Annotated in this window: 9 protein-coding genes; all 9 read right to left on the bottom strand. The window is 45.9% G+C overall.

The window, feature by feature from the left end; all coding sequences use genetic code 11:
• On the bottom strand, positions 1 to 965 hold a 965-nt coding region (locus O3661_RS10390), incomplete at its 3' end, for an IgG-binding virulence factor TspB family protein (protein ID WP_371493363.1).
• Positions 892 to 1,206, bottom strand: coding sequence for a DUF1132 family protein (locus O3661_RS10395; protein ID WP_371493364.1), 315 nt, complete (start codon positions 1,204 to 1,206; stop codon positions 892 to 894). The genes O3661_RS10395 and O3661_RS10390, both read right to left, overlap by 74 nt.
• 112 nt (positions 1,207 to 1,318) lie before the next feature.
• Positions 1,319 to 1,594 carry a hypothetical protein gene (locus O3661_RS10400; RefSeq protein ID WP_371493365.1) on the bottom strand — a complete coding sequence of 92 codons (276 nt, stop codon included), beginning with the start codon at positions 1,592 to 1,594 and terminating at the stop codon, positions 1,319 to 1,321.
• Between the two features lie 51 nt (positions 1,595 to 1,645).
• Complete coding sequence (locus O3661_RS10405; protein WP_314553323.1) at positions 1,646 to 1,888, bottom strand: hypothetical protein; 243 nt, start codon at positions 1,886 to 1,888, stop codon at positions 1,646 to 1,648.
• Between the two features lie 223 nt (positions 1,889 to 2,111).
• The gene (locus O3661_RS10410) at positions 2,112 to 2,312 is read right to left on the bottom strand and encodes a hypothetical protein (protein ID WP_314553322.1); all 201 of its coding nucleotides are present in this window, start codon (positions 2,310 to 2,312) and stop codon (positions 2,112 to 2,114) included.
• A 3-nt stretch (positions 2,313 to 2,315) separates the two neighbouring features.
• Positions 2,316 to 2,633: a hypothetical protein gene (locus O3661_RS10415; RefSeq protein WP_070459708.1), complete on the bottom strand. Its 318-nt coding sequence runs from the start codon at positions 2,631 to 2,633 to the stop codon at positions 2,316 to 2,318.
• A gap of 14 nt (positions 2,634 to 2,647) precedes the next feature.
• On the bottom strand, positions 2,648 to 4,012 hold the full coding sequence (locus tag O3661_RS10420; RefSeq protein ID WP_371493367.1) for a replication initiation factor domain-containing protein: 1,365 nt from the start codon (positions 4,010 to 4,012) through the stop codon (positions 2,648 to 2,650).
• A 532-nt stretch (positions 4,013 to 4,544) separates the two neighbouring features.
• Positions 4,545 to 7,166, bottom strand: coding sequence for an aminopeptidase N (gene pepN, locus O3661_RS10425; protein ID WP_371493369.1), 2,622 nt, complete (start codon positions 7,164 to 7,166; stop codon positions 4,545 to 4,547).
• 155 nt (positions 7,167 to 7,321) lie between these two features.
• Positions 7,322 to 9,542 (bottom strand): YadA family autotransporter adhesin (locus O3661_RS10430; RefSeq protein WP_371493371.1); only part of this gene is annotated, 2,221 nt, incomplete at its 5' end.

The raw sequence follows: 9,542 nt of genomic DNA on the forward strand, positions 1-9,542 counted from the left end.
GGAGTGACAGGTCCAATGGTTACAACAGTACCGGCAGGAACTGAAACTTTTTCGTTATATTCTGGTTTGCCTGTTCCTTCGACAAAGGGCGTTGGGTTGCTATCTATTGAATTGGTTGAAATTTTTAAAAATGTTTCTTGATCAAGGACTTGTGTATCTCGCATTTTTAAACGAAAAAAAACTGAACTTCTGCCGTCACTACCTCTTTTAACTGAACAACCACCTCCATTTAAATCGAATCGACATTCATCTAAATGGTAATATTCCCAAAATTTTGAACTTAAATCTTTATCAAGTTCCTTTTTACGTTTTTCCCAAAAAGGGCCAGCCAGTTTTTCCATTTGGCCTTTCATAAGTTCTTCTGCTTCGCGTTGACTTTTACCGCCTTTTCTGTAAGCACTTAAAACAGAACTATCTACGCCATAACATGCAACATCTTGCACTATGTCTCTTTCGTCTCTAACCCAAATACAATTTCTTGCCGGCCATTCTCTCAAAAATTCATTGGAACCTTCATCATACTTATAACCTTCAAATTCAAGATCAGATTTAACAGCTTGATAGGCTTCGTAGGCAAAATATGCAGCTGTACCCCAACCGCTTAAACGTGTACCTAATGCCGCGCCTCTTTTTACCAGGTTAAATGCGCCTGAAAGGACGGCTTTTCGGGATACTTGGGCTTCAAAAATTGTAGGTACGCCAGCGCGCGTTGCACCAGTCGGAACATGTTCTATAGTTTGGCTTATAGTTGTTTTAAACCCATAATGACCTGTATCTGTCTTATACATAGTTTTAGGATTTAAATTAACTTTAGACGAATCATATAATGGACGGACAGTTCCATTAGATCCGGGAAATGGAGGACCAGCTTTCCATTCTGCATAAGAGTTTTTAACTAAAAATAACATCAAAATCAGAATTATCAGTCGAATCAGTTGATTTTGATTGAAATATAATTTTCCCATTTTTAAAAACTTTTCTAATTAAAAGCGAGGAATTATCAGAAAAAGAAATTTCCCAAATATCTTTTTTTATTTCACGATTCCAAAAATGAGAAAAATAAAAAATTAAATCTTCAGTACGATTATTTCTTGAAAACTCTACAAATTCCTGCTGAGCTATATACGACATCGGACAATTAAAATATTTTCCGCCTGCTTGATATTTAAAAAGTGCCAATTGAGCTTCTGTAATAAACGGTTTCATAATCCTAACTTTCGTAACGGTTTCAGAAAGTCGGGATTATACCCTTTTTGAATATCAAAAAAATATCAGCGATGCCAAACAGACCGCTCCGAATCCGTATAAAAACCAAAAGTCAATCATCTCCACCCCCTTGATGCTCCGTAACTGATTCAATCAACCGTTTTATCATTCTGATACCGAATACAAGCACTAATAAGACTATGAACGGCGCGCCTACCAATACGCCGAATTGTATTTGTTCGGCTATGTCGCATTGCGGAAAACTCAAATTGATTTTCTGCTCGCTCAAATACCAGTCTTTACCATTTTTGTAAGGACGTACAAATCTGCCATCCGCCGTTATGGTGGGTAGGACTTGAGACAATACATAATCATGCGCTTCTTCCATCGTAGAAAAGCATTGCAATCCGACGCGATACCCCATGTCCTACCCTTTCAGTTATTTAGCCGTTTTAACCATGCTGAAGGCCATGCGGAAGCCTTGCATCAACACAATAACTGACAAAACAGCAGCACCAATTGCAGACACCATTACGGCAAATTTTGCAATTTCTGCGGCAGCAGTAGTACCAATACCGGACAAATCGACGCCATCGGCAGCGGCCAAAGCAGAAGCGGTTGTCAGGGCTGTTGCGGCAAAGATTTTATTGCCATATTTTTTTGCTACGTTAACGAGTTTCATAGCGTTTTCCTTTCAGGTTAATAAAAATAAATTGGGATTTTTTAAGACTATCCCACGTCTTTCATCCATACAGGTAATAAACCGATACGAATAAAATAAAAAGAAAAAAAATCAGACCGCCTAAACTTAATTTAAAAGAAAGAGGTATTTTTTGATTCATCTCCAAGTCCTTTAATGCGGGCTTTGTGAAAGGTTTTACAGACCGCCCGCCGAGCCTGTGAACTTATTCTTCTTTCAGATAAAACGCGAAAATTTGAAATCCACCACCTATTTCGTCCATTCCGGCATTAAATGCGTCTTCATAGCTTTCAAAATGCCCGGCAGATTTTAGATTTTGGGTAAAACCTGTATCGCCAAACGGATCGGGATAGATGAATTCATGTGATTCCAAATCCTGAACTATGAACCGTTCTTTATATTTCATGATTTAGCCTTTCGGCTTTGCCTCTGTTTGTACTTGGAACTCTTTCAGGGAGGGAACCATGCCTTTGCCTGTCGAAGTCATCTCTACGGTAATCATGACTTCGCAAGGGAAACTGAGGTTTTCCAACTTTGCAAAGTTATCGCTTGAACCGAACTTCATCTGCGCTGCGGTGAATCCTACGGCGTTACCCGATTGAGACGGGAGCGGTGTAGCCACCAAGACGGAACAACTGTCAATCTTCGAGCCGTCAATTTCGCCTTTGAATTTTTTTGCACCTAAAAAGGTTGCTGGATAAGTGATAATCTGGGTTTGGTTAAACATGGATATTTCCTTTCTTAAAAATCATACCAATCAAATTTGACGGGCTTTTTGGTATAAGCCCTATATTCACCGCGATACAGCCGATACTTGGAATTTTTAATACGGTTTCGCGCTGTTGTTTCATGCCATCGCGCCGTCCTTCGCTTCATCTGCTCGGCTAGCGGTAAACCTTCTTCATATTTGCGCTGCAAAAATTGTTCATACGATTCGTCTTCTTTGCGTTTTCTGTCTGCTTCATACTGAACGTCAAAAAGACGTTTATGTGGGTCGTAACCTTCAGACAGTTTGAAACAGACTGAATCTAAATCTAAAGCCATGACTTCAAAATCAAGTGCCGCTTCCGCCGATTCATGTATAAACCCGCTTCTTTCTGCCTGCCTCAATTCGTTCAAATCATATTTTTCAGGCTCCAGACCTTTGGGATAACCTTGTTCTGCTTTTAGATGCCTAACAATTTCTTCAGCCGTAAAACCTAAATCGGACATGAAATTGACGAGCTTGCCGACGGCGTTCTTTGCGTGTTTCAGTTTGTGACCGAACGTCAGATTCAGTGCTTTACTTCTCGGCTCAAACCGTTTTTCTTGCGGCATATTTTTGAAAGTGCTACATATTGGAAATGCGCCGCAAAAATAACCGCCTTCGTCTGTCAGAATCTCAAACGGTATTTCTATATCTCCGTGGTTAAACTGTATTTCAAACCTGACCCATGGACTGTCCTTATCACCCAACTGACGGCCTTTTTCGTATACACGGACAAAGCGGGAATTTTTCTTCCGACCAACATAGAACGTCTTACCTGTGCCGTCTTCCTTACGCCATGCCGACCCGACTGTTTCAGACTTCGGGCGCATATTGTGATTGTCGAAAAAGCCGTTATCGTGGTCTAACAGTGCCTGATCAGGTGTGTAGCTTCCATCAAAAAAATCCAATGCCAAATCTACACGGGTTATTCTAGGTCGGACTGCTTCGTCTAAAAACTGCTTCATTCGTGCTTCCCAACCCGCTTGCGCGAGATTGCACCCGACGCCTTTCAGCTCAATCAAAACGGTATCCCGCTGGCCGCCATAATGGACTTCTCCATAATCCACATCGTCCGATCCGAGCCGGTACATAGATTCGTAAAACTTGTTACCTTTGGACTTGCATTTTCGGGTAATGCCGAAACCTAAAATTTCTTCCAACTTCCTGCTCAAGACGTACATGTATTCGGTATCAGATACCAACGGACATCCGGCGATTTTTACCAATGTGTCTTCATGGAATGTTATAGAAAGCCAGTCTATGAAAACGCCGTCCTGTATGCCCCGCCTTTGCGGAACTTCAATCAGTTTCCCCCGCTCATCCGTGATGAAATGTGAGAAATATTCTATTTGGCTCATCTGCTCCCCTCTTTTGGAATTTCGGGGCTTTGATTTTTGCTCCCCCCCTGTTAGTCAAGGGGGGGGGCTTTCTGCCGCTTCCCGTCTGCCGCGCTGGCGCGCGCCCGACGGTCTGCGACCGAAAGCCCTTCATTCCGACAAACTATTAAAGAACAATAAACGGCGAACCGTCCGAAGTTAAAATGACAGGATAGTAAGAGCCTGCCGAATCTATTTGTTTCAGTGTTTCCAACAAATCTGGAAACGTTTCTTGCGTTTCCAGCTCATGAGCTTTTCCTACTTGGAATCGGTAAAAGCACAAAACACATGAATTTTTTGATTTGAATATTCGCCAGTAAGACGAACTGAAAATAATGTTTGCTGACATAAAAAAGCCCCTTTCACTTGGCTAATGAAAGGGGATTGTTAAGTTTGGTTAATTGCCCCTTTCACGGGGCGTAATATATAAGGCCGTCTGAAACCAATCAGTTTCAGACGACCTTTAGTCTATCTATCCTTATTGCCAAATTACAATAAGGTCAACAGACAAGATTTATTTCTCATTTAAAATCTTACCGACAATCTCGCCCACATCTTTGGACAAACCTTCTTGTGCATTGATGCGTTGCAATTCTTTGATCATGATAGCTTTGCGGTTGGCTTCCAATTTGTTGCAGATGTTGAAAGCCTGCACCAGGCGGGCGGCAACTTGCGGGTTAAAGCGGTCGATTTCCATCACTTTGTCGGCTATAAAGCGGTAGCCGCTGCCGTCTTCTGCATGGAAATGCGGAATATTGCGGCTGAAGCTGATCAACAAAGAACGGGCCTTGTTCGGGTTTTCAATACTGAACTTAGGATGACTCAAGGCCGTCTGAACTTGCTGTAAAGTATCTTTGCGACGGCTTGAAGCAATCAGGGCAAAGTATTTGTCCATTACTAAGGCATCATCGGCGAATTTATCGGCAAATTGTGTCAACAAACGATCGCGGATTTCGCTTTCATTGCTGTTGATTGCGGATAAGATACCCCATTCGTGGGTCATGTTTTGCGCCATTGCTTCGTAATTCTCCGCAACGTGTTCGATATGCGCAGCGTCAGCACGAAGGACAAATGCCCTGCAAGCATTGCGCAAAGTACGCCAGCCGGCCAGTTCCGGACTGTATTCATAACGAACAGCGGCATCGGCTTGGTTTTCTTGCTCGGCAGCTTGACGGTTCAGCTCGCGCCATTGAGGCAGGAACTTGACGGCAACGGCATTGAGCAAGGCTTCACGCGCCTGATGAACCTGAATCGGATCAATATTTTCTTCTTCCGCCCATACATCGGTTTCAGACGGCATTTGCAGCAAAATGGCACGGAATGCCGGATCGAAGTCACCAGAAACCACCAAAGCCAAAGCATCCATCAATGCTTTGTGTTCAGGCAAAGGACGACCTTCCGCCAATGCCTGACGGTTGGCGTTAATGGCGCGATGATATAAGGTTTGAGCAGCCTCCCAACGGGCAAACTCATTTTCATCTGCCGCCAGCAAAGTGGCCAATTCTTGCTCGCTGTACGGATAGTTCAGGGTAACCGGTGCAGAGAAATCTCGCAGCAGAGACGGGGTAACCGGCTCATTGACGCCGCCCAACACAAAAGTCTGCTCGGCTTCAGTCAATACCAAAACCGCCTCTTTCACACGTTTACCTTGATATTCAAACTCAACCGCTTCGCCTTTTTCATTCAGTAAACCGGTTTTGACCGGAATCATCATCGGCTGTTTGTCCGCCATATCGGGCGTTGCCGGAATGGTTTGTTTAATGGTCAATTCAAACGCACCATCTTTCAGACGGCCTTGGGCATCTAAAACCGGCGTACCGGCTTGGCTGTACCATAAAGCAAACTGATTAAGATTGATGCCGTTTGCGTCTGCCATTGCGGCACGGAAATCATCACAAGTCACAGCCTGACCGTCGTGGCGTTGGAAATACAGCTTCATGCCTTTTTGGAAGCCCTCTTCCCCGAGCAAGGTGTGATACATACGCACTACTTCCGCACCTTTTTCATAGACGGTCATGGTGTAGAAGTTGTTCATCTCTTCATAGCTGGCCGGGCGGACAGGATGCGCAGTCGGGCCCGCATCTTCAGGAAATTGGAACAAGCGCAGCATGCGGACATTGTCGATACGGCGTACCACACGGCTGGCTCGGTCGCCGGAAAACTCTTGATCGCGGAAAACGGTCAAACCTTCTTTCAGCGACAATTGGAACCAATCGCGGCAGGTCACGCGGTTGCCCGTCCAGTTGTGGAAATATTCGTGGCCGACCACAGATTCGATGCCTTCAAAGTCGGTATCGGTCGCGGTACGGCTGTTGGCCAGCACAAACTTGGTGTTGAAAATATTCAAACCTTTGTTTTCCATTGCGCCCATATTGAAATCGCCCACGGCAACGACCATGAAAATATCCAAGTCGTATTCCAAGCCGAAACGTGTTTCGTCCCATTTCATCGCATTTTTCAACGATTCAACTGCAAAACCGACTTTAGGTTTGTCTGTCTCAGTGGTGTAGAACTCGATTTTGACCTTACGGCCGCTCATGGTCGTAAAATAATCTTCCGTTACCGCCAAATCGCCTGCCACCAAAGCAAAGAGATAGCTCGGTTTGGCAAACGGGTCTTCCCATTTCACCCAATGACGGCCGTCTGAAAACTCGCCACCATCGATTTTATTGCCGTTAGACAGCAACACCGGATAGCGTTTTTTGTCTGCAACGATGGTGGTGGTAAATTTAGACATGACATCCGGACGGTCGATATAGAACGTAATTTTGCGGAAACCTTCCGGTTCGCATTGGGTAAACAAATTGCCGCCGGAAGCATACAGACCCATCAGAGATTTGTTCTCAGCAGGCAGAATTTCGGTTTCCACTTCCAGCGTGAAGTTTTCAGACGGCACGCCTGCAATCGTCAGTTTTTCGTCTTCAAACACATAATCTACGGCTCGGCCGTTTACTTTCACAGACAGCAGTTTTGCCGAACCATCCAATACCAATGGCTCCCCTGCTCTTTCAGATTGAACGGTCAGACTGGATTTGACGATGGTTTGCGGTTCTAAAATATCGAAATGCAGGTCGGTTTTCAGAATACGGTACGCTGGCGCGGCGTAGTCTTTCAAATAATGGATGGTTTTGCTCATTTGTTCTCTTTCAGAGTCATGCGGTAAATAGATGAAGCATATCGTTTCATATAGCCTAAATTCAAGTGTTTTCAGAAAAAAAGGCCGTCTGAAACCTAAAATTTCAGACGGCCTCCCTATTCAGGCAGCAAATCTAGTTGCCTGTCATTGCCAACTTACCACTGATACAGCGCACCGGCACCGACACCGACATGACCGTCGGTATTGGCCGAGAAGTTACCTTTGACAATCCAGTTGCCGCCGTCGCTCATCGCAGATACGCCGATGGCCATGGCAGACTGACCACCGTAGTAGCCGCTGCCGATACCGATACCGGTCGCACCCGGACGGGTTACTTGCGGAATCGAGCCTTGGGCAATCGCACCGGCCACACCCGCGTAGGCTTTCTTACCTACTTGGTTGATGTTGTTCTGCAATTCGTTGCCCAAGCCAATCAACTGGTTCACGTTTGCCGCGTCTGTACCGTCTTTACCCGGAGCCACATTGGTAATGCGTTGGCCGCCGTTGTTCAGACCGACAGGAGACAGTTTAACTTGGTTGTTCGGATTGCTTTCAGTCGGTGCAGCAATGGTTACGCCATCGTTGTTGACCACTGTATTGCCTGCGGTCAGACCGTCTTTGTTCAACGCAACTTTATCGCCGACTTTCACGCCGTCATTGTTCATCACAGTATCGCCTGCTTTGAAGGTATCGGCATTCACTGTCTTCACGCTAATCTCGTCAGCCAACTTCAGTTGAGCGCCACCGGCAACGGTTTCGCTGATGATGTTGCTGTCGCCTTTAACGTTGATGGTGTCACCCAACGCGTAGTTGTTGCTGCCGGTCGTACCGCCGAAGTTGATGCCTTTGGCAATCGTCGCAGCGTTGTTGGCTACGTTTTGGTTGGTTGCGTACAACTGGCTGCCGTTGACGGCATCTTTGCTGTTCGCATTGAGATCGCCATCGGCTACGTTGGTTACTTTGTTGCCCGCATTGTCCAAGCCGTCTTTCGTCAGGTTTACCTTGCCTGCTTTCAAGCCGTCTTTGTTCAATGCAACATCGTCACCCACTTTGACACCATCATTATTCACTGCGGTATCGCCGGCTTTCACGCTGTCAACATCCAAGTCTTTATCGGTTGCCACCTCGTAAACAGTCTGACCCTTGCCGCCTGTTTTCTGAGTCACAACGATATTCTTACCTTGAACAACTTCAGTCTTAGACGCAGCAGCAGCTTGTTTCAGTTGAGAAACATTGACTGCATCGGTGTCATCCGTACCGGCCGCAACGTTGGTAATCTTATTGCCGCCATTGTTCAAGCCAGCTTTGGTCAGGTTCACATCGCCTGCTTTCAAGCCGTCTTTGTTCAAGGCAACATCATCGCCAACTTTCACACCGTCATTATTCATCACGGTATCGCCTGCGGTAACGCTGTCGACTTTCAGGTTTTTATCGGTAGCCACTTTGTAAATGGTTTGGCCATTGGCGCCGACATCCTGAGTAACAACAATGTTATCGCCTTGAACAACTTCAGTCTTAGCCGCAGCCGCAGCTTTGTTCAACTGAGCAACATTCACCGCATCAGTATCATCAGTACCGGCTGCAACGTTGGTAATCTTGTTGCCGCCGTTGTTCAAGCCGGCTTTAGTCAGGTTGACATCACCAACTTTCACGCCGTCAGTATTGACTGTGGTATCACCAGCTTTCACGCTGTCAACTGCCAAGTCCTTAGCCAATTTGACTTCCAACTTATCAGAGCCATTCGCTACAACGCCGATATTGCCGTCTGAAAGTTTCGCTGCATCGGTTTGACCGCCAACAATATTCAGCTTCGTACCCGGTTTGCGTTCAACATCTTTGCCACTGTCGCCGCCGAAAGTCAAAGGCAGATTGGCAGTTGCATTAACAGCTTTGATTGCATCGTGGATGTTGTTCTCACCAGTACCGCCAATATCAGTCATGCTGATGTTGCCGCCATTATTGGCCGCATTGCCACCCAACACATTCACCAACTGATCTTGAGCTGCATTCAGCTGCTCTTCAGTCGCCGCACGTTTGCCTTGCGCAAAGTCGCTGCCGCCCAAAGTCGTATTGCTCAAACCGCTGACTTCACCTTTATCGCCATCGATTTTCACCGGAGCCGCTTGACCAACATTCAATACATCGGCCAGTTTCAGCTGTGCACCACCGGCTACGGTTTCGCTGATGATGTTGCTGTCGCCTTTAACGTTGATGGTGTCGCCCAATGCGTAGTTGTTGCTGCCGGTGGTACCGCCGAAGTTGATACCTTTGGCGATATTGGCGGCGTTGGTCGCTACGTTTTGGTTGGTCGCAAACAGTTGGCTGCCGTTAACGGCATCTTTGCTATTGGCATTGAGGTCGCCATCCGCTACGTTG

This window comes from Neisseria sp. 20925_1_37, assembly GCF_041433255.1.
GTDB lineage: Bacteria > Pseudomonadota > Gammaproteobacteria > Burkholderiales > Neisseriaceae > Neisseria > Neisseria flavescens_D.